22 protein-coding genes are annotated in these 24,506 nt (G+C 54.8%); 7 read left to right on the top strand and 15 right to left on the bottom strand.

What is annotated here, in order from left to right; all coding sequences use genetic code 11:
- Position 1: 1 nt before the first annotated feature.
- The 5 genes from B2Q93_RS02585 to B2Q93_RS02565 are packed head-to-tail and all read right to left on the bottom strand — an operon-like array spanning position 2 to position 4,725.
- The gene (locus B2Q93_RS02585; RefSeq protein ID WP_286782091.1) at positions 2–1,159 is read right to left on the bottom strand and encodes a branched-chain amino acid ABC transporter substrate-binding protein; all 1,158 of its coding nucleotides are present in this window, start codon (positions 1,157–1,159) and stop codon (positions 2–4) included.
- A gap of 24 nt (positions 1,160–1,183) precedes the next feature.
- A complete protein-coding gene (locus tag B2Q93_RS02580; protein WP_286931733.1) occupies positions 1,184–1,903 on the bottom strand; it encodes an ABC transporter ATP-binding protein in 720 nt (239 codons plus the stop codon).
- Complete coding sequence (locus tag B2Q93_RS02575; protein WP_040075634.1) at positions 1,896–2,663, bottom strand: ABC transporter ATP-binding protein; 768 nt, start codon at positions 2,661–2,663, stop codon at positions 1,896–1,898. Before B2Q93_RS02575 ends, B2Q93_RS02580 begins: the two co-directional genes overlap by 8 nt.
- Positions 2,660–3,766, bottom strand: coding sequence for a branched-chain amino acid ABC transporter permease (locus B2Q93_RS02570; protein WP_040075635.1), 1,107 nt, complete (start codon positions 3,764–3,766; stop codon positions 2,660–2,662). Before B2Q93_RS02570 ends, B2Q93_RS02575 begins: the two co-directional genes overlap by 4 nt.
- A gap of 8 nt (positions 3,767–3,774) precedes the next feature.
- Positions 3,775–4,725: a branched-chain amino acid ABC transporter permease gene (locus B2Q93_RS02565; RefSeq protein ID WP_286931732.1), complete on the bottom strand. Its 951-nt coding sequence runs from the start codon at positions 4,723–4,725 to the stop codon at positions 3,775–3,777.
- Positions 4,726–4,896: 171 nt separating this feature from the next.
- On the opposite strand from B2Q93_RS02565, the gene B2Q93_RS02560 reads away from it, so the two are divergent.
- Positions 4,897–5,841: a LysR substrate-binding domain-containing protein gene (locus B2Q93_RS02560; RefSeq protein ID WP_233802366.1), complete on the top strand. Its 945-nt coding sequence runs from the start codon at positions 4,897–4,899 to the stop codon at positions 5,839–5,841.
- Here the strand turns inward: B2Q93_RS02560 and B2Q93_RS02555 are convergent.
- The 3 genes from B2Q93_RS02555 to yddG all read right to left on the bottom strand — a co-directional run bounded on the left by B2Q93_RS02555 (position 5,831) and on the right by yddG (position 8,907).
- The gene (locus tag B2Q93_RS02555; protein ID WP_046885422.1) at positions 5,831–6,271 is read right to left on the bottom strand and encodes a GFA family protein; all 441 of its coding nucleotides are present in this window, start codon (positions 6,269–6,271) and stop codon (positions 5,831–5,833) included. The genes B2Q93_RS02560 and B2Q93_RS02555 overlap by 11 nt on opposite strands.
- Positions 6,272–6,339: 68 nt before the next feature.
- A complete protein-coding gene (ompC, locus tag B2Q93_RS02550) occupies positions 6,340–7,416 on the bottom strand; it encodes a porin OmpC (RefSeq protein ID WP_046885423.1) in 1,077 nt (358 codons plus the stop codon).
- Between the two features lie 612 nt (positions 7,417–8,028).
- Positions 8,029–8,907 (bottom strand): aromatic amino acid DMT transporter YddG, encoded by an 879-nt coding sequence (yddG, locus tag B2Q93_RS02545; RefSeq protein ID WP_286931731.1) that lies wholly within the window; start codon positions 8,905–8,907, stop codon positions 8,029–8,031.
- A gap of 220 nt (positions 8,908–9,127) precedes the next feature.
- Between yddG and fdnG the strand changes: the two genes are divergently transcribed.
- From fdnG to fdnI, 3 genes are read left to right on the top strand one after another with little or no spacing between them, the layout of a single operon-like run.
- The gene (fdnG, locus tag B2Q93_RS02540; protein ID WP_286931730.1) at positions 9,128–12,175 is read left to right on the top strand and encodes a formate dehydrogenase-N subunit alpha; all 3,048 of its coding nucleotides are present in this window, start codon (positions 9,128–9,130) and stop codon (positions 12,173–12,175) included.
- Between the two features lie 11 nt (positions 12,176–12,186).
- Complete coding sequence (gene fdxH / locus B2Q93_RS02535; protein ID WP_207293776.1) at positions 12,187–13,071, top strand: formate dehydrogenase subunit beta; 885 nt, start codon at positions 12,187–12,189, stop codon at positions 13,069–13,071.
- Positions 13,064–13,720 carry a formate dehydrogenase-N subunit gamma gene (fdnI, locus tag B2Q93_RS02530; protein ID WP_286931729.1) on the top strand — a complete coding sequence of 219 codons (657 nt, stop codon included), beginning with the start codon at positions 13,064–13,066 and terminating at the stop codon, positions 13,718–13,720. Before fdxH ends, fdnI begins: the two co-directional genes overlap by 8 nt.
- Positions 13,721–13,763: 43 nt before the next feature.
- Here the strand turns inward: fdnI and B2Q93_RS02525 are convergent, their stop codons facing one another.
- The 3 genes from B2Q93_RS02525 to ppk2 all read right to left on the bottom strand — a co-directional run bounded on the left by B2Q93_RS02525 (position 13,764) and on the right by ppk2 (position 15,198).
- Positions 13,764–14,087: a CcdB family protein gene (locus B2Q93_RS02525; RefSeq protein ID WP_286931728.1), complete on the bottom strand. Its 324-nt coding sequence runs from the start codon at positions 14,085–14,087 to the stop codon at positions 13,764–13,766.
- Positions 14,087–14,275 (bottom strand): hypothetical protein, encoded by a 189-nt coding sequence (locus B2Q93_RS02520; RefSeq protein ID WP_286931727.1) that lies wholly within the window; start codon positions 14,273–14,275, stop codon positions 14,087–14,089. Before B2Q93_RS02520 ends, B2Q93_RS02525 begins: the two co-directional genes overlap by 1 nt.
- 104 nt (positions 14,276–14,379) lie before the next feature.
- Complete coding sequence (gene ppk2, locus B2Q93_RS02515) at positions 14,380–15,198, bottom strand: polyphosphate kinase 2 (protein ID WP_040075650.1); 819 nt, start codon at positions 15,196–15,198, stop codon at positions 14,380–14,382.
- Positions 15,199–15,396: 198 nt separating this feature from the next.
- Here ppk2 and araJ point away from each other — a divergent pair, with 198 nt between their 5' ends.
- Positions 15,397–16,572, top strand: coding sequence for an MFS transporter AraJ (gene araJ, locus B2Q93_RS02510; RefSeq protein ID WP_286931726.1), 1,176 nt, complete (start codon positions 15,397–15,399; stop codon positions 16,570–16,572).
- A gap of 67 nt (positions 16,573–16,639) precedes the next feature.
- Here the strand turns inward: araJ and B2Q93_RS02505 are convergent, their stop codons facing one another.
- A complete protein-coding gene (locus B2Q93_RS02505; RefSeq protein ID WP_286931725.1) occupies positions 16,640–17,842 on the bottom strand; it encodes an NAD(P)/FAD-dependent oxidoreductase in 1,203 nt (400 codons plus the stop codon).
- A gap of 223 nt (positions 17,843–18,065) precedes the next feature.
- On the opposite strand from B2Q93_RS02505, the gene B2Q93_RS02500 reads away from it, so the two are divergent.
- Entirely contained in the window at positions 18,066–18,575 is a 510-nt protein-coding gene (locus B2Q93_RS02500; RefSeq protein WP_286931724.1) for an RrF2 family transcriptional regulator, read from the top strand.
- Positions 18,576–18,607: 32 nt separating this feature from the next.
- Here the strand turns inward: B2Q93_RS02500 and adhP are convergent, their stop codons facing one another.
- Positions 18,608–19,618 carry an alcohol dehydrogenase AdhP gene (adhP, locus tag B2Q93_RS02495; RefSeq protein ID WP_040075655.1) on the bottom strand — a complete coding sequence of 337 codons (1,011 nt, stop codon included), beginning with the start codon at positions 19,616–19,618 and terminating at the stop codon, positions 18,608–18,610.
- 273 nt (positions 19,619–19,891) lie between these two features.
- On the opposite strand from adhP, the gene B2Q93_RS02490 reads away from it, so the two are divergent.
- Positions 19,892–20,491 (top strand): inorganic diphosphatase, encoded by a 600-nt coding sequence (locus B2Q93_RS02490; protein WP_046885431.1) that lies wholly within the window; start codon positions 19,892–19,894, stop codon positions 20,489–20,491.
- Positions 20,492–20,532: 41 nt separating this feature from the next.
- On the opposite strand, the gene B2Q93_RS02485 is transcribed toward B2Q93_RS02490, so the two are convergent.
- Entirely contained in the window at positions 20,533–22,236 is a 1,704-nt protein-coding gene (locus tag B2Q93_RS02485) for an ABC-F family ATP-binding cassette domain-containing protein (RefSeq protein WP_286931723.1), read from the bottom strand.
- 493 nt (positions 22,237–22,729) lie between these two features.
- Entirely contained in the window at positions 22,730–24,427 is a 1,698-nt protein-coding gene (locus B2Q93_RS02480; RefSeq protein ID WP_040075658.1) for an NAD-dependent malic enzyme, read from the bottom strand.
- Positions 24,428–24,506 lie beyond the last annotated feature (79 nt).

The following is a 24,506-nucleotide window of genomic DNA, read 5'->3' as shown; positions in this document are numbered from 1 at the left end:
GTTACTTCGTTTTTGCGCCACCCAGCACGGTTTGCGGTTGCCATTTCCCGTCCACCACTTTGTAAACGGTAAATGACGGCGCCTTCAGATTGCCCTGACCGTCAAAGGCGATCTGACCGGTGACGCCAGAGTAGTTAATCGCGCGCAGGGCAGGCAGATAGTCAGCGGGATCGACAGAGTCGGCTTTTTCCATGGCAGCAACCAGCACGCGGGTAGCGTCATAGGCGAACGGGGCGTGGAGTTCGATATGGGTGTGATAGCGAGACTGATACGCCTGTTCAAAGGCTTTACCGCCAGGCATCTGATCAACAGGCAGGCCTGGCTCCAGGGCAACAACGCCGTCACCCTCTTTTTGCGCCAGCTGCAGGAAGGTCTGGCTAACAAAACCGCCTGCGCCCATCAGCGTCGCTTTCATCCCGAGTTGTTTGATACGGCGCGCCAGCGGCGCGGCCTGGCTATCGACGCCGCCAAAGAAGATCAGATCGGCGTTTTTACTGCGAATGGCGGTCAGCACGGCGCTGAAATCGACGGTTTTATCATCCACATACTGGCGATCGACAATTTTTACCCCCTGCGCCTCGAGCGATTTGATGAACTCATCGGCCAGCCCCTGGCCAAAGGCGGTACGGTCATCGATCACGGCAATGCGTTTTGCTTTCAGAGTATTTACCGCGTACTCACCGGCAAACTGGCCGCCGTCATCGTCGTGACCCATCACGCGGAAGCTGGTATCAAACCCCTGTTTGGTATAGGCGTGTCCGGTGGCAACCGGTGCGACCTGGGCGATGCCCGCATCGTGGTAGACCCGCGCCGCCGGGATGCTGGTACCGGTATTCCAGTGACCGACAACCCCGGCCACATCACTATCGACCAGACGCTGAGCGACGGCTACCGCGGTACGTGGGTCAGATTGATCGTCCTCAGACTGCAGTTTGAACGTGACTGCTTTGCCGCCGATGGTGGGGTGCTGCTTATTGATGTCGTCAATGGCCAGCTGCGCCCCGTTTTCCAGATCTTTACCGATACGGGCAGAAGGGCCGGTTAACGGGCCAGCCAGTCCGATAACCACGGTCTCGCTGTCGGCAGCCCAGCTGGTAGCGGTGCCAAATCCGCCGAGCAACAGTGCTGCGCTCAGTGCGCTAATTTTGATTGTTTTCATTATGTTTTCCCTGATGTTGGTGTATTAAACGGGCATTTCGCCCAAATAAATCTGTGCAATATGATCGTCGTCGAGCATCGCTTTTGACTCGCCGTGATGCACGATGCTGCCGCTGTCCATCACCCAGGCGCGGTCGGTAACCTCCAGCGCCAGACGGGCATTTTGTTCAATCAGCAGTAACGCCACGCCGCGTTCCCGCAGTCCGGCGATTACCGCAAAAATGTTCTCAACCATCCGCGGTGCTAGCCCCATTGAGGGCTCATCCAGAATGAGCAGGCGCGGGCGGCTGAGCAGGGCGCGGTTTAGCGCCAGCAGCTGTTGTTCACCGCCAGAGAGCAAACCGGCGAGTTGATGCTGGCGCTCGCCAAGGCGTGGGAAGCGGTCAAAAATTTCTGCCATCTCCTGCCTGACGGTGACAGTGTCACGGCGAAGCCACGCCCCCATCTGCAAATTTTCCAGCACGGTCATACGGGCAAAGATCCCGCGACCTTCCGGCACCATCACCAGTCCGTCGCGAAGCAGCGCTTCGGCTTTATGTTTGCGTAACGATTTACCGTTAAAAGCAATATGGCCGCTAAAGTTCTCCAGCCCGGTAATGGCCCGCACCGTGGAGCTTTTACCGGCGCCGTTAGCGCCAATTAGCGTGGCCTGTTCACCTTCGTGGAGGGTGAAAGAGAGATCGCGCACGGCCTGAATACCGCCGTAATGCACATCCAGATGCTCAACTTTTAATAACTCAGACATGGGCACTGCCTCCAAGCCAGGCGGCGATGACCGCCGGGTCGCGACGGACGATATCCGGCGTGCCGCTTGCCAGGGTTTTACCGTAATCGAGTACCGTGAGACGATCGCAAATCCCCATCACCAGCTTTACGTCGTGCTCAATCATCAACAGAGTTTTGCCATCGTCGCGAATACGAGTCAGAAGCTCGCCTAACGCCATTTTTTCGACGGCATTCATCCCGGCGGCCGGTTCGTCAAGCGCCAGCAGCAGCGGGTCGGTTGCCAGCGCACGGGCAATCTCAAGTCGCCGTTGATGGCCATAGGCGAGGTCACAAGCGCGATAATGGGCATATTTGGCGATACCGGTGTACTCCAGCCAGTGCCATGCCTGCTCACGGGTTTGCGCCTCTTCTTCCCGGGCGCGTTTATGGCGGCTCAGCGCGGCCCACAGCCCATTTCGGGTGCGGACATGGCGGCCTACCATCACGTTTTCCAGTACCGACATCTCGTTAAACAGCCGCACGTTCTGGAAGGTGCGGGCGATGCCGACGGCGGTCACTTTCTCAATCTGCTTCGGGTAATAGGGTTTATCGGCAATAGAAAATTCACCGCTGTCCGCCGGGTAAAGGCCGGTGATGAGGTTAAAACAGGTCGTTTTGCCCGCGCCGTTAGGGCCAATCAGCCCGTAAATCTCACCGCGATTAATCGACAGCGAAACATTATCGACCGCCGTCAGGCCGCCAAAACGTTTTGACATATTGCGCACCGTTAACAGGCTCATGCTTTAACCTCCTTGTGGCGCATCGGCCAGATGCCGGAAGGGCGCACCAGCATTACGCCGACCAGGGCCAGGCCGTAGAAGAGCTGGCGTAATATTTCCGGGTCAACCAGCACGGAACCAAACAATGCCTGTTGCAGCGGGGCCGCCTGGCTGCGCAGCACTTCCGGCAGGGCGGTCAGCAGCACGGCTCCGAGGATCACGCCGGGGATATGACCCATACCGCCCAGCACGACCATCGCCAGTACGGCAATGGATTCCTGCAGGGTGAACGACTCTGGCGACACAAAGCCCTGGAACGCGCCGAACAGCGCGCCCGCCACGCCACCAAACGAGGCGCCCATGGCGAAAGCCAGCAGCTTATAGTTGCGCACGTTAATTCCCATTGCCCGGGCCACGTCTTCATCTTCACGGATGGCGTGCCAGGCCCGGCCGATGCGCGAGTGTTGCAGGCGCAGGCAGACAAAAATAATGCCGACGATGACGACCATCAGCAGGTAATACCAGAGCCAAAGCGCGGGAACCTTCATGCCAAACCAGTGATAAACCCCGCTAAACTTCAGGCCAAACAGGTTCAGGGTATCGACGCCGGTAATGCCTTTTGCGCCGTTGGTGATGTTGACCGGACGGTCGAGGTTACGCATCAGAATACGAATGATCTCGCCAAAACCGAGGGTGACAATCGCGAGGTAGTCTCCTCGTAGCTTTAAGGTCGGCGCCCCCAGCAGGATCCCGCATACCGCCGCCACCAGCGCGGCAACAGGGATAATCAGCAAGTAAGAGGTGTGCAGCCCGTCCGGGAACCAGACGGCAAGGATCGGGAAGACCTCCAGCAGATGCGGAGAGGCCAGCAGCGCGGCCAGGTAGGCGCCCACCGCGTAAAAGGCGATGAATCCCATATCCAGCAGGCCGGTATAGCCCACAACAATGTTGAGCCCGAGCGCCAGCATGATATAGAGCAGCGCGAAGTCGATCACGCGCACCCAGTAGTTGCCGCCGAGCTGAGAGGCCACCACGGGGGCAACCAACAGGGCAATGATAAACAGCGTCATGCCGGACCAGAATCGGCGGGTAGAGGCGGGTGCCTGTATTTGTATGGTTGTCATAAATTTCTCTACGCCCTGTGCGCTACGCGCTCGCCCAGCAGACCTGCCGGACGGAAGACCAGCACCAGAATCAGCACAATGAAGGCAAACACATCCTGGTAATTACTGCCGAACACGCCATGGGTCAGATCGCCAAGGTAGCCTGCGCCGAGCGATTCGATAAGGCCGAGCAGGATCCCGCCCACCATCGCGCCGCGAATGTTACCAATGCCGCCTAATACCGCAGCGGTAAAGGCTTTAATCCCCGGCAAAAAGCCCATCGAGAAGCTGGCATTACCAAAATTGCTGGCCATCATCACCCCGGCCAGCGCGGCGAAGATGCCTCCAATGGCAAAGGTGAGGGTGATAATGGCGTTAGGGTTAACGCCCATTAAGGTGGCGACGCGCGGGTTTTCCGCCACTGCGCGCATCCCACGCCCGAGGCGGGTGTATTCCACCAGCAACCAGAGGCCGATCATCACCACCAGCGCCAGCGCAACCGTTACCATCCCGGTAACGGTGATAATCGCGGGAGGATTGGCATCGCTACCGGCGGTAACGGCGATCGGATCCATGGGCAGGATCTGCGGGAACATCAGCGGATTGCGCGTCCAGACGATCATCGCCACCGTCTGCAGCAGTACGGAGACGCCGATACCGGAGATGAGCGGCGCCAGGCGCGGGGCATTACGCAGGCGGCGGTAGGCGAAGCGTTCTACCGCCATCGCCAGCAGGGCACACACCGCCATCGCGATGATCAACGCAAAACCGAGCTGTAACAGCAGCGGCATTTCAGGGAAATGGTTATTCAGGGCGTTAATGGCAGAAAGCGTTGTGAGCGCGCCAACCATCAGAATATCGCCGTGGGCAAAGTTAATAATGCGCAAAATGCCATACACCATGGTATAGCCCAGCGCGATCAGGGCGTAGATGCTGCCAAGCATTACCCCATTGATCAGTTGTTGTATGAGAGTGTCCAACGTTCCTACCCGACAAATTGCTCTTTCAGCGGGTAACATCTGATAAATGAATTAAATTGTAAAATACGCATATATTATTTCTTATGATATTTAATGATTGATTTATCTGCATGATTTTAAACAAAATAGCGCAATGGACCCTCAGGGCAATTTCTTCATTAAAATCAATATATGAATAAAACAGAACAATCAGTGATGCTTGCCGCTTACGCAGAGAGCCGTCTGGCCAACGATCCCCCTTTACGGGCGGTACGCGCTTTTGAGGCCATCGCCCGGCTCGGCAGCGTTACGCTCGCGGCACAGGAGCTGGCAATCTCTCCTTCAGCGGTCAGTCATCAGCTGCGGGTGCTGGAGGGATATTTGCAAATGCCGCTGACTGAACGGCAGGGGCGCAAGCTGGTACTCAGTCAAAATGGTCGCGACTATTACCGCTCGATACGGGCGGCCTTCAATGTGCTGCGCCAGGCCACCGAGCATCTGGTGGAGCAGGCGCAGACCCGGCAGGTCACGATCAGCCTGATCCCGCTGTTTGGTATGGGGTGGTTTATTCCGCGCTTACCGACCTTTATGCGTGCCAATCCCCAGACCGAGATCAACGTGGTCTATGCCAACCACCGTAACTACCTTAGCGACGCGTCGGATATGTCTATCCGCTTTGGTAACGGCCAGTGGACGGGCTATCAGAGTGAAAAGCTGATCTCGGGCCAGATGGTGCCGGTCTGTAGCAGGGCGTTCTTGCGGATCCATGGCCATATCGATACCCCGGAACAGCTCCTGCAAATGCCACTTCTGCATGACGAAGAGCGTGCAACCTGGCAGATGTGGTTCACCCAGCAGGGGGTAAAACGTCCGGCGCGCCGCAGCGGGCCGATGTTTGAAGATGGTTTATTGACGCTGGCGGGGGTGCAGGCGGGGTTAGGGTGCGCCCTCATGCGCGAGCCGCTGATTGCACCCTATCTGGAGAGCGGTGAACTGGTGAAAATTTTTGATGCCCCTATCGATGACGGCCGCGATTATTACCTTTGTGTGCGCCAGGATTCTGATATGACCCAGGATGGCAAACTGCTGCAATCGTGGCTGCGCCGAGCGGCGGGGGGCGGTGACGTTACGGCGTAAGCGAACAGTGATTATCCAGCGCTTCGATCTCGGTGCCGCTGAAGCGGGCATATTGCCCGGTCAAACGCCAGAAGGCGGGCTGCGTTTCGGTGTAAATTTCGGCGGCCAATACCAGGCGGCGGCGTTCATCTTCGCTCAGTTCCAGCAGCGTCCAGGGAACAAAATAGCGTCCGACGGTGGTGAGTGTGGACCAGAGCGGACAGCCGCAGCCGGGGCAGAACCGGCGCTCCCCGCGTTCGGAGGAGTGAAAATGCGAGGGGGCGATAGAGCCCTGTTCTACCTGCGGCTCGCCCTCAGTTTCAAGGTACATTGCCACCCCGCCAGACCATTTCTGACAGAGGGTGCAGTGGCACGCATAGACGTCGAAGTTCTTGATCGTAACGCTGAAGTGGCTCATCCCGCATAAACAGCGCCCGGTAAAACGTTGCATGGCATATTCCTTTATTACGCCCAATAAAAAGGCCAGCTCGGAGGCTGGCCTTAGACATGATATGTCGATTAGAACTGGTAGGTCAGACCCAGTGCAACGATGTTGTCGGTTGCAATACCGGCAGTATCGGTGAAGGTGCTGTCGTCCAGCAGGTTGATTTTGTAATCAACGTAGGTAGACATGTTTTTGTTGAAGTAGTAGGTTGCGCCCACTTCAATGTACTCAACCAGATCCTGGTCGCCGTAAGAACCGATGTCTTTACCTTTGGACTTCAGGTAAGAAACGGACGGACGCAGACCGAAGTCGAACTGGTACTGAGCAACCGCTTCAAAGTTCTGGGTTTTGTTCGCAATATAACCGTCACCGAAGCTGGTCATGTTGCGAGTTTCAGAATAGGTGGTTGCCAGGTACAGGTTGTTTGCGTCATATTTCAGACCCGCTGCCCATACGTCTGCGTCATCGCCGCCAGCGTTCAGTTCGTTAACTGCTGCACGAACCTGATCGTCGGTACGGTCAGATTTCGCGTAGGTTGCACCTACACCGAAACCGTCCATTTCATAGGTAGAGGAGAGACCCCAGCCATCGCCATTGGATTCGGCGATATCATCACGGTCGTTTTTACCCTGATACTGAACCGCGAAGTTCCAGCCTTCCACCAGACCGAAGAAGTCGGTGTTACGGTAGGTCGCTACGCCAGTAGTACGGCCAGTCATAAAGCCATCAGTCTGGGTCCAGGTATCGCCGCCGTATTCCGGCAGAACGTCGGTCCATGCGCCGATGTCATATGCAACACCATAGTTACGGCCGTAGTCGAAGGAGCCGAACTCGTTGAATTTCAGACCAGCAAAAGCCAGACGAGTTTTGTTACCGTCAGCGCCCTGGGACTCAGAACGGTTACCTTTGAATTCATATTCCCACTGACCAAAACCGGTCAGCTGATCGTTGATCTGAGTTTCACCTTTAAAGCCCAGACGAACATAAGTTTTGTCGCCGTCGTTATCGGTGTCGTCAGAGAAATAGTGCAGACCTGTCACTTTACCGTACAGATCCAGTTTGTTGCCGTCTTTGTTATAAACTTCGGCTGCGTTTACTGCGCCAGCCGCCAACAGGGTAGTCACTGCCACTGCAACTAATTTAAGTTTCATTGCTTGTAATCCTTATAATTTTCTTTTAAGCACACCCTCAACCCTTGATGAACGAGGCCGCTCGTCAATGGCACGCTATTTTTAAGATTCTTGCTGCATCGTTTCAATAATAAGTTTCAAATTATTAATCTTAATTTCAATTAGTGTGATCGCGATCGGTAAAATGAGCGCATATATTGCAAAATTCGCTTAGAAAATGTTCTGAAAATTATTTAGTGCCGTAATTTATTATTAATCTATTTATAGTTTTGGAGGGGTTTTGTTTCGAAGAGTAATTAGCGGGGCGGTTGAGCGAAATTTGATCGGCTCAAGGCATTTAATTAGTCAAAAACAGAGGGTTAATGAGCGGTCAGGCTATATTTTATACATTTTTCTTTGAAATATTCAGAAACATACTATTGCACTTCGTGCTATATCGCACGTGAGTATTAGGAGTCAATTAATTACATCTGTTGTCAATAAATGTAAGTGCAATGAAATATTTATTTACGACGGAAACAAATATAAACAAACACACAACGTAGCGGCTAGTGTTTACCTAAATATTCTGAGGAGAGATCACATTTTATTTAACAACTGAGGCGCCCCTCCCCGCGGGAGGGAGCCAAACCGTTAATTGCGCGTGGCATACCAGCAGAGCAGCGACCCAGCGCAGACCAGTAATGCACCCTGCCAGAAGGAGAAAGAGAGAGGCGCGCTCAGTAGCGCGGCGGCAAGGGCGGCAGATAACACCGGTGTGAAATAGGAGACTGTCGCCAGCAGGGAAACATTTCCGTGCAGGATACCAATATTCCAGGACGCATAGCCGACACCCAGAGCCATGCCGCACAGAAGCAATTTGAAAACGATCGGCAGGCTAAAGGTCATCTCCGGCTGGTCGCTCAGCAGATATTTCATCCACAGCGTCAGGGCGGTGAGTAACACAAAGAGCGTAATGCCATTCTGACCCTTAGCATATTTGCGGGTAACGGTGCAGTAGGCCGCCCAGATAAACGCGCCGGCAAAGGCCAGGCCATAGCTCAGAGGATTTGAGAGAATATTGCTGACTATTTCATCAACATGCAGACCCTGTTCACCTCCTAATACCCAACTTACGCCGAAGAGTGCGATGAGTAATCCGGGCACTACCCACAGGCTGCTTTTCTGCCCGTTGAAGACAATAGCAAAAACAATGGTCAGACTTGGCCAGAGATAATTCACCATCCCCACTTCAATCGCCTGATGGCGAGTACTGGCATAACCGAGCGACAGCGCCAGACATATTTCGTAGCTGACGAATAGCACGCTACCAGCAATCAGGTAGCCTGGCGTAAAACGGCGAAGCGATGGAAGTCCAACAATTAGCCAACATAATAAGCCGCTCAGGGTATAAATCATTGCCGCACCACCCACCGGCCCCAATCCTTCGCTGACGCTCCGAATAAGTCCCACCATGGTGCTCCATAGCACAATGGCGAGCAGGCCGATCAGCGTGGCTTTTTTCTTGTCCATATCTCTCCCGGAGGTATTGAAATAAAGGGAAAAGTTTATAGCACCCTTTGAGCCGCTTTCGCGAATGAAACGTAAGCGAGCTAATACCAACGGGTTAAGCAAAACGGCTAATCATGACAATTAAGAGGGCGAATTCAGGTGACTTTGATTTGACGCAATAAAAACAGGGGCTTTGCTGATAGTTTGCGGCGCGAAGAGTTATCAGAAAAAGAGGACAGCAATGGACGTCAGCCGCAGACAGTTCTTTAAAATCTGCGCGGGCGGTATGGCCGGGACTACAGCAGCAATGCTGGGATTTGCGCCCAAAATGGCGCTGGCTCAGGCACGCAACTACAAACTGTTGCGCGCTAAAGAGATCCGTAACACCTGCACATACTGCTCCGTTGGATGCGGGCTATTAATGTATAGCCTGGGTGATGGTGCGAAGAACGCCAAAGAGGCGATTTATCATATTGAAGGGGATCCGGATCATCCGGTAAGCCGCGGGGCACTGTGCCCGAAAGGGGCGGGGCTGTTGGATTACGTTCACAGCGACAACCGTCTACGCTATCCGGAGTACCGCGCGCCAGGTTCCAATAAATGGCAGCGCATCTCCTGGGATGAGGCCTTCTCCCGAATTGCAAAATTAATGAAAGCCGACCGCGATGCCAACTTTATTGAAAAGAACGCGCAGGGCGTCACGGTTAACCGCTGGCTTTCCACCGGGATGCTTTGTGCATCCGCGGCAAGTAATGAAACCGGCATGCTGACGCAAAAGTTTGTGCGCTCCCTCGGCATGCTGGCGGTAGATAACCAGGCGCGCGTCTGACACGGACCAACGGTAGCAAGTCTTGCTCCAACATTTGGTCGCGGTGCGATGACCAACCACTGGGTTGATATCAAAAACGCGAATGTCGTGGTGGTGATGGGCGGTAACGCCGCTGAAGCCCATCCGGTGGGGTTCCGCTGGGCGATGGAAGCAAAAAACAACAACGACGCAACGCTTATCGTCGTCGATCCGCGCTTTACGCGTACGGCATCGGTGGCCGATATCTATGCGCCTATTCGCTCCGGTACGGACATTACGTTCCTCTCTGGGGTACTGCTGTATCTGATCGAAAATAACAAAATTAACGCGGAATACGTTAAGCACTACACCAACGCTAACCTGCTGGTGCGGGATGATTTTGCCTTCGAAGACGGGCTGTTCAGCGGCTATGACGCGGAAAAACGCCAGTACGATAAATCCTCCTGGAACTACCAGTTCGATGAAAACGGTTATGCGATGCGCGATGAAACACTAACGCATCCTCGCTGCGTGTGGAATTTGCTCAAACAGCACGTTTCCCGTTATACGCCGGACGTAGTGGAAAACATCTGTGGTACGCCGAAAGCGGACTTCCTGAAAGTGTGTGAAGTGCTGGCCTCAACCAGTGCAGCAGACAGAACCACCACCTTCCTGTATGCGCTGGGCTGGACACAGCATACCGTGGGTGCGCAGAACATCCGCACCATGGCGATGATCCAGCTGCTGCTTGGCAACATGGGGATGGCGGGCGGTGGGGTGAACGCGCTGCGCGGCCACTCCAACATTCAGGGTCTGACCGATCTTGGGCTGCTCTCTACCAGCCTGCCGGGATACCTGACGCTGCCGTCAGAAAAACAGACCGATCTGCAAAGCTATCTGGCGGCAAATACGCCAAAAGCGACGTTACCGGATCAGGTGAACTACTGGAGCAACTATCCGAAGTTCTACGTCAGCCTGATGAAATCTTTCTACGGCGATGCGGCGCAGAAAGAGAACGACTGGGGCTTTGACTGGCTGCCGAAGTGGGATCAGTCCTGGGACGTCATCAAGTATTTCAACCTGATGGATCAGGGCAAGGTGACGGGCTATATCTGCCAGGGCTTTAACCCTGTTGCCTCGTTCCCGGACAAAAACAAAGTGGTTCGCAGCCTGAGCAAGCTGAAGTACATGGTGGTTATCGATCCGCTGGTGACTGAAACCTCGACCTTCTGGCAGAACCACGGGGAGTCTAACGACGTCGATCCGGCCTCGATTCAGACCGAAGTGTTCCGCCTGCCGTCCACCTGCTTCGCGGAAGAGGATGGCTCTATTGCCAACTCTGGCCGCTGGCTGCAGTGGCACTGGAAAGGCCAGGATGCGCCGGGTGAAGCACGTAACGATGGCGAAATTCTGGCGGGCATTTACCACCGTCTGCGCGACATGTATCGCACGGAAGGCGGCAAGGGCATCGAGCCGCTGTTGAAGATGAGCTGGAGCTATAAGCAGCCGGATCACCCTGAGTCAGAGGAAGTGGCCAAAGAGAACAACGGCGTTGCGCTGGCGGATCTCTATGATGCTAACGGTAACCTGCTGGCGAAGAAAGGCCAGCTGCTGAACAGCTTCGCGTTGCTGCGTGATGACGGCACCACGGCTTCCTCGTGCTGGATCTATACCGGCAGCTGGACCGAGCAGGGTAACCAGATGGCCAACCGCGACAACGCCGACCCATCAGGTCTGGGCAATACGCTGGGCTGGGCATGGGCGTGGCCGCTTAACCGTCGCGTGCTCTACAACCGTGCGTCTGCGGACATCAACGGCAAGCCGTGGGATCCAAAACGGATGCTGATCGCGTGGAACGGATCGAAGTGGGCGGGGAACGATATCCCGGACTTCAACACCGCCGCGCCGGGCAGCAACACCGGTCCGTTCATTATGCAGCCGGAAGGGCTGGGGCGTCTGTTTGCCCTCGACAAACTGGCGGAAGGGCCATTCCCGGAACACTACGAGCCGATGGAAACGCCGCTCGGCACCAACCCGCTGCACCCGAACGTGGTCTCCAGCCCGGTGGTGCGTATCTACGAAGACGACGTGCTGCGTTTAGGTAAGAAGGACAAGTTCCCGTATGTGGGAACCACCTACCGCCTCACCGAGCATTTCCACACCTGGACCAAACACGCGCGGCTCAACGCCATCGCGCAGCCGGAACAGTTTGTGGAGATCAGCGAAAATCTGGCGAAAGCGAAGGGGATTGCCAACGGCGACCGCGTGAAGGTAAGCAGCAAGCGCGGCTTTATACGCACCGTTGCGGTGGTGACCCGTCGTCTGCAGACCCTAAACGTACACGGTCAGCAGGTGGAAACCGTCGGTATTCCGCTGCACTGGGGCTTTGAAGGGGTGGCGCAGAAAGGCTATATCGCCAATACCCTGACGCCTAACGTCGGCGACGCCAACTCGCAAACGCCGGAGTACAAAGCGTTTCTGGTTAACATCGAGAAAGCGTAAGGAGCGATAAGATGGCGATGGAAACACAAGACATTATTAAACGCTCCGCGACTAATGGCATCACTCCCGCGCCCCGCGCGCGGGATTACAAGGCCGAAGTTGCCAAGCTTATCGATGTGTCATCCTGTGTGGGCTGCAAAGCCTGCCAGGTGGCGTGTTCAGAGTGGAATGATATCCGTGACGAAGTGGGCCATTGCGTCGGGGTCTACGATAACCCGGCGGATTTGAGCGCCAAATCCTGGACGGTGATGCGCTTTAGCGAAACCGACCAGAACGGCAAGCTGGAGTGGTTGATCCGCAAAGATGGCTGTATGCACTGCGAAGATCCGGGCTGCCTCAAGGCTTGCCCGTCTGCCGGCGCGATTATTCAGTACGCCAACGGCATCGTGGATTTTCAGCAGGACAACTGTATCGGCTGCGGCTACTGCATTGCGGGCTGTCCGTTTAACGTCCCACGTCTTAATAAAGAGGATAACCGGGTCTATAAATGCACCCTGTGTGTGGATCGCGTCAGCGTTGGGCAAGAGCCGGCCTGCGTGAAGACCTGTCCTACGGGCGCCATTCACTTCGGGACCAAAAAAGAGATGCTGGAAGTGGCGCAGCAGCGCGTCGACAAGTTAAAAGCGCGCGGTTACGCCAACGCGGGGATCTACAATCCACAGGGGGTCGGGGGGACACACGTGATGTATGTGTTGCACCACAACGACCAGCCGGAGCTATACCACAATCTGCCGAAAGACCCGGCGATCGATACTTCGATCAACCTGTGGAAAGGGGCGTTGAAACCCCTCTCTGCGGCGGGCTTTATCGCCACCTTTGCCGGGCTGATTTATCACTATATTGGCATTGGTCCGAACAAAGAGGTGGATGACGACGAGGAGGAGCATCATGAGTAAGTCAAAGATGATTGTGCGCACGAAATTTATCGACCGCGCCTGTCACTGGACGGTGGTGATCTGCTTCTTCCTGGTGGCGGTATCGGGAATTTCGTTCTTCTTCCCGACGCTACAGTGGCTGACCGAAACCTTCGGTACCCCGCAGATGGGGCGCATTCTGCATCCGTTCTTCGGCGTGCTGATCTTCGTGGCGCTGATGTTTATGTTCGTGCGCTTCGTACACCATAACATTCCGGACAAGCAGGATATTCCGTGGGTGAAGGGGATTGTTGAGGTCCTGAAAGGGAACGAACATAAAGTCGCAAAAGTGGGGAAATATAACGCCGGGCAAAAAATGATGTTCTGGACCATCATGAGCATGATTTTTGTGCTGCTGGTGACGGGCGTCATAATCTGGCGTCCTTATTTTGCCCACTTATTCCCGATTCAGCTGGTGCGTTATAGCCTGCTGATCCACGCGACGTCTGCCATTATTTTGATCCATGCCATTCTGATCCATATGTATATGGCTTTCTGGGTTAAAGGGTCGATTAAGGGGATGATTGAAGGGAAGGTAAGCCGCCGCTGGGCGAAGAAACACCATCCGCGCTGGTATCGGGATGTGGAACGTCTGGAAGCGAAGAAAGAGAGTGAAAAGGGGATAAACTAACCCGGCCGTGCGCCGTCGGCAGAGTCCGGCGGCGCTTTGCGGGTCATGTATTGGTGATTAAAGCATCAATGCTTGCGATAACACGACCTCGTGCACTCTGTAAATTACAGACATAGTTTTTCTTATTGAGCTTATTTTTATCTATATGAGTCATACCAGGTGTATTCAGGAACAACTTCTCGAATTCAATGTTAACCAGAGGAGTTGCAGAGTGAATATGGCTATTCAGATGAATACGATAACTTAATGGTATAATAAGCCTCGTTGATAAGTCGTCATACCAATCATGTTGAATGATCATAAAATAGGGTTGATACTCGCAAGTCCTGCCCGATGGGTTGCGGTAAATATCGAACTGATATCCCATCAAATCCCTCCGAAATAGGGATCATCTGACAATAGCCCCGCTTTTGCTGTAAACGCATTCATAGCTTTAATAAATTCTTTGTCGTGCTGGCCTGGCGGTAATTTATCATCTTTGTGCAAGGCGGGAAGCGGCATCACTGGGCTTAGATGCTGCTGAGTACAGCGATTTTCTTTCTCGTTTGCTTTCATTTTTCACCTCCTGTGTTGGTGCGGTTATTATCAACCGCAGCCGACAAAAGACAATAGCACTTCTCCTGGCAAGAGTGATTCTTGCGAGGCGTCTTCCAGTAATTTTAGAAGCGCTCCGCAATATACCTGAACGGATATTTCGTCGGTTTTATCTTGCCTATTTTTCGCTTCGGTAAATCCATCGGCTTAATATGCAGATCTTTATACGGAATCTGTGACAGCAGATGCGAAATAATATTCAGGCGAACGCGCTTTTTATCTTCTGAACGCGCCACAAACCAGGGCGCCCAGGCGGTGTCGGTGGCTTCAAACATGGCGTCACGGGCGGCGGTATATTCATCCCACATATTGAAGGATTTAATATCCATCGGGGAGAGCTTCCAGGTCTTGCGCCCGTCGTTAATACGATCGCGAAGCCGGCGCTCTTGCTCTTTCGGCGTAACCTCAAGCCAATACTTCAGCAAGATAATGCCTGCATCCACCATGGCCTTTTCCATTACCGGGGTGCCATCAAGAAATTTTTCTACTTGATCCTCGGTACAGAACCCCATCACTCGCTCTACACCGGCGCGGTTATACCAGCTGCGGTCAAAGATGACGATCTCGCCGGCAGAAGGCAGATGAGGCACATAGCGCTGCATGTAGAGTTGGCTTTTCTCTTTTTCGGTTGGGGCAGGGAGAGCCACCACCCGAAATACCCGCGGGCTGACGCGCTCGGTAATGGCTTTGATGGTACCGCCTTTACCGGCACCATCTCGCCCTTCAAAGACGATGCAGACTTTTAACCCTTTTGCGACCACCCACTGCTGCAATTTAACCAGTTCCACGTGCAGTCGGCGCAGCTCTTTTTCATACGCTTTGTTTTTAAGCGGTGCAGTGGGAGTGGCATCCGCGGCGGCCTTGCTCTTTTTCTTCTCTGCCATGTTGCGATCCTCAATAGAGTTGCAGGTTCATTGCGTGCTAACACCTTGAAGTGTAATCGTGGCGTGGCAGGCTGGCGGAAAATATTCACACCCTACCCGAAATAATGGATGAAACGGTCAGCGGACAGTTTTGAACTGGCTCACACAGTAAGATTGGCCGATAATGCGCGTTGCAATTTATTAACAAGTGGTCGTGGTATGAAAAAAATCATTTTTTCGTTGGCACTTGGCACCTTCGGCCTGGGTATGGCCGAATTTGGCATTATGGGTGTGTTAACTGAACTGGCGCAGGATACCGGGATCTCCATTCCCTCTGCGGGCAATATGATCTCGTTTTACGCTTTTGGCGTAGTGATTGGCGCGCCGATCATCGCGCTCTTCTCCAGTAAGTTTTCCCTGAAGAGCACGCTGCTCTTTCTGGTGGCGCTCTGCGTGGCAGGTAATGCCATTTTCACCTGCGCAAACTCCTATACCATGCTGGCGCTGGGCCGTCTGATCTCGGGTCTTCCGCATGGTGCTTTCTTTGGCGTCGGGGCCATTCTTCTTTCTAAAATCGCGCCGCCGGGTAAAGTCACGCTGGCCGTATCCGGAATGATTGCCGGCATGACGGTGGCCAATCTGATGGGCGTGCCGCTGGGCACCTGGATTGGCCAGACCTATCATTGGCGTTACACCTTCGCCCTGATTGCGCTTTTCGATGCGCTGGTGATTCTTTCCATAGTCTTATGGGTGCCTAAGCTCTACGATAAAAGCGAAGCCCGCCTCACCGAGCAGTTCCATTTTTTGAAGAAACCTGAGCCCTGGCTGATCTTTGCCGCGACCATGTTTGGCAACGCAGGGGTGTTTGCCTGGTTTAGCTTCGTTAAACCCTTCATGGTTAATGTCTCCGGTTTCTCTGACCTGTTTATGACCTTCATCATGATGCTGATGGGGCTGGGGATGGTGCTCGGCAACCTGCTCAGCGGCAAGTTATCAGGACGTTTCAGCCCGCTGCGCATTGCCGCCACGACAGACCTGGTGATTGTCTTGTCCCTCTTGCTGCTGTTCACTTTCGGTGAGAACCAAACCGCCTCGCTGGTGATGGGCTTTATCTGCTGCGCCGGACTCTTTGCACTCTCTGCGCCGTTGCAGATTTTGTTACTGCAAAACGCCAAAGGCGGGGAATTGCTGGGGGCGGCAGGCGGCCAGGTGGCCTTTAACCTTGGCAGCGCAATTGGGGCCTGGTTCGGTGGATTGATGATTACGCTTGGCTACAGCTGGGACTATGTCACGCTGCCCGCAGCCCTGCTGTCGTTTGCCGCAATGTCCTGTTTATTGATGTACGGATATCGGAAATCTAAAGGGGCTCATTCCAGCGCCAGCGCGGTAGCCTGATGCTTTTCAGGCCCGTCTGGTTTCATGCAGAATGTAAAACAACCGCCCATGAGGGCGGTTGGCGGTATTAAACAAATTTTGCCAGCGGATCGCCGGCGGCAAAGGCAATTGCGCGGTTTGCCGCCGGTGGGTAGATGAGTTCGTTAGTAATGGCGATTTTGATTTTTTTCGCCTCCTCACGCACGCTCTTCACCGCCTGTTCCCAGCCCTCTGTGTAGACCGCGCCCCAGCCCCCGAGATCCAGACAGGTAACATAATTAACCTGACGATAAGGGTGAGGCGCGGCGTTCAGCAGGCTGGCCGCCGCATTATGACCGGCGAATTTCCCAAGCTGGATCGCATGCTGGCAGGTCATCAGTGCGGTATTGCCGAGCTCGTCGGTTTTCGCATGTGCCGTATCGCCGGTGGCATAGACGTCGGGAAGGGCCGGGATTTGCAGTAAATCGTTTACGCGCAGACGCCCCTGCGCATCGCGTTCAGCGCTGATCTGCTGGGTGAGGGGATGCGCCTCCACACCGGCGGTCCAGACCACGGTAGACGATTCAATATGTTCGCCGCCTTTTAGCGTTACGCCCGTCGCGTCGATGGACTCAACTTCGCTGTTCACGCGCCATTCAACGCCCAGCCCGATGCTGGCTTCCGCGATGACCTGACTCAATGCCTCGCTGAAACGTCCGCCGATTTTATCACCGCGCTCAACTACGATAACTCTGGTCTGGGTATCATCACCAAGACGTGCACGCAGACGTGCCGGTAATTCGGTCGCCAGCTCAATGCCGGTAAAACCGCCACCGCAGACCACCACCGTATTTCGCGCAAGGCTCGCTGGTTGATTGACCAGTTCGTCGAGGTGTTTTTCAAAGATTTGCGCAGATTCCATCTGGTCGATATCAAAAGCATACTCTGCCAGGCCGTTAATGGCAGGACGACGGATTTGGCTGCCGGTTGCCAGGATCACACGGTCATAGTTCCTGAGCGACGTGCCGCCATCCTGTGCGCGGTACCATACCGTATTTTCAGTAGTATCAATGCGTTCTGCGTGGCCTGCGATAAATTCGACATCAAGCTCGGCATAGAGGTCGCTTAATGGGGCACGTAGCCCGGCGACATTTTCCTCGTAAAAACGCGGACGCACGCGCAGCTCGGCGGCGGGGGCCAGCACGGCGATATGAAGGTCATCGCTGCTATTCAGTTCAGCTACACGCGCAGCACTGACCGCCGCCCACATTCCGGCAAAGCCGCTGCCCACAATCAAAAGTTGCTTCTTCATCTTCGTTCCTTAAACGCGTCAGGCTCTATGTCTGACCTGACTCCAACTATACTTGTCGCAGTTAACTGCGACAATAGTTTTCTGAGTTAAGCGCAAGCACGAAGTTTGGATTGCACTAAATTTTCTTGTTAAATAATAGGTTAGGGCTGCGATCTGGTTCGGGCTAGTTTTCAGAAGGACGCTAACGCTATACTAACCAGGATTAAACATTACGGAGTTACGCATGGCCTTTTACAGTTCCGGTGTGGAATACGGTATTCACAGCCTGATGTGCATGGTGGATGCAAAGGGCAATGAGCGCGAAATGAGCGTGCGGGAAATGGCCGAACTGCAGGGCGTGCCTTATGACTACCTGGGCAAAATATTTACGCGCCTCTCCCGCGCCGGGCTGGTCATCAGCACCGAAGGTAAGGGCGGGGGGTTTAAGCTGGCGCGTGCGGCCGAGCTGATCACCGTGCTGGACGTGGCGCATGCCATCGATGGCCAGAAGAACATGTTCGAATGTCGCGAAGTGCGACAGCGGCTGGCGCTGTTTGATGAAGCCCCTCCCGCCTGGGCCTGCGAAGGGCCGTGCGGCGTCCGTGCGGTGATGGACAGTGCGCAGCAGCGGATGGAAGAGGAGTTATCCCGGCATACCATTCTGGATCTGGCACGCAAGATGTTCCGTAAAGCGCCGGATACCTTTCAGATTGAAGTGCAGGAGTGGATTGCCGACAGGCGCAGTTCTAACTGAAAGCACCCTCGTCCTAAGACGAGGGTTAAGACTTACTGGCGGAAATCAATCACCATACGGCCACGGATCTGGCCCTGTTCCATCTCTTTGAAAATGGCGTTGATATCACCCAGCGGACGCAGGGCCACTTTCGGTACCACTTTTCCTTCTGCAGCAAACTGGAACGCTTCGGTCAGATCCTGGCGCGTGCCCACCAGAGAGCCTACGACCTGGATGCCATCCAGCACCAGACGTGGAATGTCCAGGCTCATCGCTTCGGGTGGAAGGCCTACGGCAACCACGCGGCCACCGGCACGCACGGCATCCACCGCTGAGTTGAAGGCCGCTTTTGCCACTGCGGTCACCACGGCAGCATGGGCACCACCGGCCTTCTCCTGAACGATTTTAGCCGCATCTTCGGTGCGCGAGTTGATGGTGAGATCGGCCCCCATCTCCGCCGCCAGCTTCAGCTGTTCGTCATTGACATCAATGGCAATCACTTTGGCGTTAAAGACATTCTTAGCGTATTGCAGCGCCAGGTTCCCCAGGCCGCCCAGGCCATAAATAGCAATCCACTGGCCGGGTTTGATGTCTGAAATCTTCACTGCTTTGTAGGTAGTCACTCCGGCGCAGGTAATGCTGCTGGCTTCGGCCGACCCCAGACCGTCCGGCACCTTGACCGAGTAGTCGGCGGTAACGATGCACTCTTCCGCCATGCCTCCGTCCACTGAATAGCCGGCGTTCTTTACCGTGCGGCATAAGGTTTCGTTGCCCGAGTTACAGTATTCGCAATGACCACATCCCTCAAAGAACCAGGCGACGCTTGCACGGTCACCCACCTTGAGGGAGGTGACGCCCGGCCCAACTTCTTTCACGACCCCGATACCTTCATGCCCGAGAATCACCCCGGTTTTGTCACCAAAATCGCCATTTTTAACGTGAAGATCGGTATGGCACACGCCACAGCACTCCATCTTCAGCAGCGCTTCGCCATGCTTGAGTGCGCGAAGAGTTTTGTCGGTCACGTCCACATGATGGTCTTTTGTCACAACTGCAGCTTTCATATGTTTCTCCATGTTCATGATGAGATCTGCGAGGCAGGTCCGGCATATCGTACTAACGACATACCTCTTAAGGATTAATTCTTTCAATCAATCCGGCAAGGGCAGAGCAACATAATGTAATAATTTAGTCGGTATTTTGCCTGGTGGGAGGGGCTGAATGATTAATAACTATGATGAATGGTAGGCTATCGGTTTCGTCAACAAAACGTCATGTTTCTGACATTTTTGCTCCGTAAGGTGTTGTCTTCCTAATAACCAAAGAGTTAAAAGACAATGCACCTGGTCAAAAAAGTGCTCGCCGTGAGCCTGCTGTTATCTGCCTCCGTTCAGGCCCAAAATATTCTTGAATTCCCGCAGCCGGAGAATAACCCGGAAGAGTTTTACGCGGTCACTGAAATCCCGGCTGGCGGGATTATTAAATACGAAACCGATGCCAAAACGGGCTTTATCATTGCCGATCGTTTCCAGTCTATGCCGGTGGCCTATCCGGCGAACTATGGCTCCCTGACCCAGTCGCTGGCAGGGGATGGCGATCCGCTGGACGTGGTGTTTTATACCCGTGCGCCGATGGCGCCCGGCACCCTGATCAAACTGCGCGCCATTGGCGTGCTGAAGATGATCGATGGCGGTGAAAAAGATGACAAAATCGTGGCCGTACCGGCAAGCAAAATCGACCCGACCTACGATGACATTAAAGAGCTGAGCGATCTGCCGAAGATTGAGCAGCAACGTCTGGAAGCCTTTTTCCGCGTCTATAAGGAGTTGCCGGAAGGGCGCAAAAAAGTGGAGCTGAATGGCTTTAACGATGCCGCGACCGCGAAGCAGGAAATTAAACAGGCATGGGATGCCTGGAAAGCGAAACCTGCGCAATAACTGCTATGCAGCCCGGCGGCGCAAGGCCGCCGGGCTGTGGTTTACAACTGTGCCGTTAGCCTGTCGATGGCCTCACGCCACTGCGCCTGCAGCAGGGGTTTCTGATGTTTAGGCTTGCGCGCCAGATCTTCTGCAAGCAGTGTCTCCAGCGCAATCAGCCGTTCCAGCAAATCCTCGTTTTCCTCGTGTTGAACGTCAACGGAGTCGTCAGCTACCGCCGGAAGTTGGACGCTATGGCGCAGACGCTCAAACACCGCGTCGGCATCATGCCACTCGCTAAGCTTACCGTCCTCAATGAGCCAGAAGCGATTACAGCTCTGGCGTATTAACTGACGATCGTGGCTCACCAGCAGTACGCCGCCCTCGAACTGCTCCAGGGTCCCGGCCAGCGCCTCTTTGCCTTCCATGTCCAGGTGGTTGGTCGGCTCGTCCAGCATCAGCAAACTAAATCGCGCCAGCGTCAGCCCAACGAACAGCAGCCGCGAACGCTCGCCGCCGCTCAGGGTACTCACAGCCTGACCGTGCCGTATCCACGGGAAGCCAGCGCTAATCAGGGCCATTTTGCGACGCTGAGGATCGGCAGCGAAAGGCGCCAGTGCTTCCAGCAGGCTGGCGTCATCCGGCAGTTGAAGCAGGGTCTGGTCGTAATAACCGAGCGTAACCCGCGGGTGGATATTCAGTGCCTCAGCGGCTTGCCCGGCGATAAATTGCTGCCAGATAAGCCTCATCAGCGATGATTTCCCGCAGCCGTTACGCCCGACTATGGCTACCCGGTCGCCGCTTTTTAGCCGGGCGCTATCCAGCGTAAAGAGCGGGCTCAGGCCCGGCGCGGGCGGCACCGCAAGAGTTGTCATCTCCAGAAGACGGTCAGCACGCAGGGCGTCGCCACGCAGGGTTAACGTCCAGGGTGAGCCTGCCGTCAGATCGGTCTGACTCTCTTTAAGCCGTTCGACCTGACGTTCCATCTGCTTCGCTTTGCGGGAGAGATCTTCGTTGTCATAGACCTTGCCCCAGGTTGCCAGCCGTTTGGCGCTGGCGGCGATCCGGTCAATCTCTTTCTGCTCGGCTTTGTGGCGAAGTGCATCGCTTTCGTCCTGCTCAGAGAGTGCGCGGCGCGCCTGGGTGCAGGGAAGGGCGAAGTAGTGCAGGCGCTGGTCGCGCAGGATCCAGCTGCCGTTGGTCACCGCATCCAGCAGTTGTCTATCATGCGAAACCAGCACAAAGCTCCCCGTCCAGCGCTGTAAAAACGTCTCCAGCCAGAGCAGCGTAGGCAGATCGAGGTGATTACTGGGTTCATCCAGCAGCAAGAGATCGGGCTCGCGAATCAGCGCTCGCGCCAGCAGCAGACGGGTATGCTGCCCGCCGCTGAGCGTCGCTGACGTTAACGCCAGATCCTGACTGGCAAAACCCATGCCGGCAAGTAACGTTTCTGCCCGCCAGCGCAGGCTGTCACGCTCGGGTGCAGGGAGTTGTGCCAGCACCGCGTCCAGCAACGACAGCGGATAGAGCGCCTCCGGAAGGTGCTGTTCCACTCGCGCCATCAGGCAGTGTCCGGCCAGCGTCACCGTGCCCGTAAGAGGGGAGTCGGTGCCGTCGAGGATCTTCAGAAGGGTACTTTTCCCGCAGCCGTTATCGCCCAGCAGACCAATGCGGTCGCCTTTTTTTAGCGTAAAGGAGAGGTTGTCGAAAAGCGTGCCAAACGCTGTATCAACACGAAGGGATTGTGCAGTTAGTAATGTGCTCATTTGCTTACTCAAGAGTTACAGGCATGAAAATGCCGCGTCAAACAACGCTGACGATAACCCGGTAAGCCCGAGAGAAGGGTTTAGTGAATGGTATCTTCGCTCAAGCCGAAGTTATCGCAGCACGATATCGATAACGCTTGAGCAGGTGCGATCACCATAAGTACGTGAAAACAGAAAGATTTCACAGTACAGCATAATTAGCCTCCTTATATATTCATTAGATTTATGGGTAAGGGGAGTGTAGCGGGACGGAAGGGTTTTGGCTAGCGGTGAAAGGGCAAAGTAACGGGTAAGGCACAGAGCGTCAGCAAAAAAAACGGCAACCGAGGTTGTCATTGCCGATCGGTTAAGCAGGTGGAATTGTTCCGTTCACCGCAGAGGAAGCGGCATAACGCAGAGATGCCTTAGTGAACGGAACCTTTCCACTCTACTGTCTTAGCAACGCCGGATTGCTTAACTGACTGGCATGACAACCGACGTTACCGTTACGATCTTAAATCGATGTACGACGATAACTCCGGTACTCCGGCATCCAGAAATTATCATCAATCGCCTGCTGCAACGCATCGGCGGAGGTCTTCACCGCCACGCCTTGCTGTTGCGCCATCTTGCCCACGGCAAACGCAATTGCGCGGGAGACCACATGGATATCCTTCAGCTCAGGCAGGACCAGCCCCTCTCCGTTATTGACCAGAGGAGAGTGCTTGGCCAGGGTTTCACTGGCTGACATCAACATCTCGTCAGTAATGCGCGAAGCACCGGAGGCAATGACTCCAAGGCCGATACCCGGGAAAATGTAGGAGTTATTGCACTGGGCAATCGGGTAGGTTTTATCCTTCCACACCACCGGCGCAAACGGACTGCCGGTCGCGACCAGCGCGTTCCCTTCGGTCCAGGCGATAATGTCCTGCGGCGTCGCTTCCACACGAGATGTCGGGTTAGAGAGCGGCATCACGATCGGGCGAGCGCAATATTTGTGCATCTCGCGGATGATCTCTTCGGTAAAGAGACCCGTCTGGCCAGAGACGCCAATCAGGATATCCGGCTTAACATTACGCACCACGTCCAGCAGGGAGAGGACTTCGTTGTCGGTATCCCAGTTTTTGAGGTTGTCGCGCTTCTGCACCAGTTTGCTCTGGAACGGCAGCAGATTTGGCATCGCGTCGGTCAGCAGACCAAACCGATCCACCATAAAGACGCGTGAACGGGCCAGCTCTTCGCTTAATCCTTCCCGCTGGGTCTGGGCGATAATTTGCTCGGCGATACCACACCCGGCAGAACCCGCGCCCAGGAAGACGATCTTCTGGTAACTCAGCTGACTGCCTGCCGCACGGCTGGCGGCGATCAGGGTACCCACCGTGACGGCAGCGGTGCCCTGGATGTCATCGTTGAAAGAGCAGATCTCATCGCGATAGCGGTTAAGCAGCGGCATGGCGTTCTTCTGGGCAAAATCTTCGAACTGCAACAGCACGTCCGGCCAGCGATGTTTAACCGCCTGGATGAAGTCGTCCACAAACTGATAATACTCTTCATCGGTAATACGCGGGTGACGCCAGCCCATATAGAGTGGGTCGTTGAGCAGCTGCGGATTATTGGTGCCCACATCCAGAACTACCGGCAGGGTATACGCCGGGCTGATGCCGCCACAGGCGGTGTAGAGCGACAGCTTGCCGATAGGGATCCCCATTCCGCCAATGCCCTGATCCCCCAGGCCGAGGATGCGCTCCCCGTCTGTGACCACAATGACTTTAATGTTGTGATTCGGCACGTTCTGCAGAATATCGTCCATGTTGTGACGATTCTGGTAAGAGATGAACACCCCGCGGGAACGACGATAAATTTCAGAGAAACGTTCGCAGGCGGCGCCAACGGTCGGGGTGTAGATGACCGGCATCATCTCTTCGAGATGGTTTTGTACCAGGCGATAGAAGAGGGTTTCGTTGGTGTCCTGAATATTGCGTAGGTAGATGTGTTTATCAATTTCAGTCTTGAAGCCCTGGTACTGGATCCAGGCGCGTTCCGCCTGTTCTTCAATGGTTTCTACCACTTCGGGCAACAGGCCGAGCAGGTTGAAGTTGCTGCGCTCTTCCAGGCTAAAGGCGCTGCCCTTGTTCAGAAGCGGGAACTCCAGCAGGACAGGGCCGGCATAGGGGATGTAAAGGGAACGATGTTTTTTCAGTTTGTTGTCCATGTCACTCACTTAATTTTTGAATATCCGGTCCCTGGCATTGTCGTTTTTCAGCATCGATGGCCTGGCTTCAGGGCTGCGG

Source organism: Leclercia sp. UBA5958 (assembly GCF_002430365.1).
GTDB lineage: Bacteria > Pseudomonadota > Gammaproteobacteria > Enterobacterales > Enterobacteriaceae > Enterobacter > Enterobacter pneumoniae.
Note: the sequence above shows the minus strand (reverse complement) of the source record. Positions and strands in the feature narration are given on the sequence as shown.